The organism is Streptomyces atroolivaceus (genome assembly GCF_000717025.1).
Classification (GTDB): Bacteria; Actinomycetota; Actinomycetes; order Streptomycetales; family Streptomycetaceae; genus Streptomyces; species Streptomyces atroolivaceus.
On the sequence record NZ_JNXG01000066.1, the window covers coordinates 1 to 761 of the forward strand.

Annotated in this window: 1 protein-coding gene; it reads right to left on the bottom strand. The window is 75.3% G+C overall.

Annotated features, from left to right (window positions below):
- Positions 1–761: polyketide synthase dehydratase domain-containing protein (locus OO67_RS35430; protein ID WP_033305951.1), on the bottom strand; the 761-nt coding region annotated here is incomplete at both ends.

Below are 761 nucleotides of genomic sequence, written 5' to 3' on the forward strand. Positions count from 1 at the left end.
TGCGGGGTGCAGGGTGTGCCCGGTGGTGTCGACGCCTTCGGGCAGGGTGACCTCGGCGTAGAGGTCGTCGCCGTCGCGCCAGAGGGCGGTGAGTCCCTGGAAGGAGGGCCCGTAGGTGTAACCGTGGCCGTCGAGACGGTCGTAGAGACCGGTGAGGTCGACGGGTTCGCCGGGCGGCGGCCAGGCGATCGGCTCGGGGGCCGGGTCCGCGTCCGTCAGGACACCGGAGGCGTGCCGGGTCCACGGCTCCGACTCGTCGTCGCGCGCGTGCACGGTGAGGGCCCGCCGGCCGGCCGGGTCCGCCGCGTCCACGGTCACCTGGAGGGTGATCGCGGTGTCGGCGCGCAGGACCAGCGGGGACTCCAGTGTCAGCTCCTCCACGACCGGGGTCCGCGCGAGCCCGGCGGCGTGGAGGGCGAGGTCGGTGAAGGCTGTGCCGGGCAGGAGGGTGGTGCCGGCGATGGTGTGGTCGGCGAGCCAGGGGTGGGTGCGCAGGGAGCCGGCGAGGGCCACCACGGCGCCCAGGAACGGGTGCTGCGCGGAGACGAGCCCGGCGGAGGCGACGTCGGACGCCCCGGAGGTCGTCCGCTCGACCCAGAAGTGGTCCCGGCGGAAGGGGTAGGTGGGCAGGTCGTCCAGGTGGGCCGGGGTGCGCTCCGGCTGCCATGCGGCCGGGCTGTGGCCGGTGGTGTGGAGGTGGGCCAGGGCGCCGGCGAGGGTGGCGGTCTCGGAGGTGTTCCTGCGGAGTGTGGGTGCCAGTG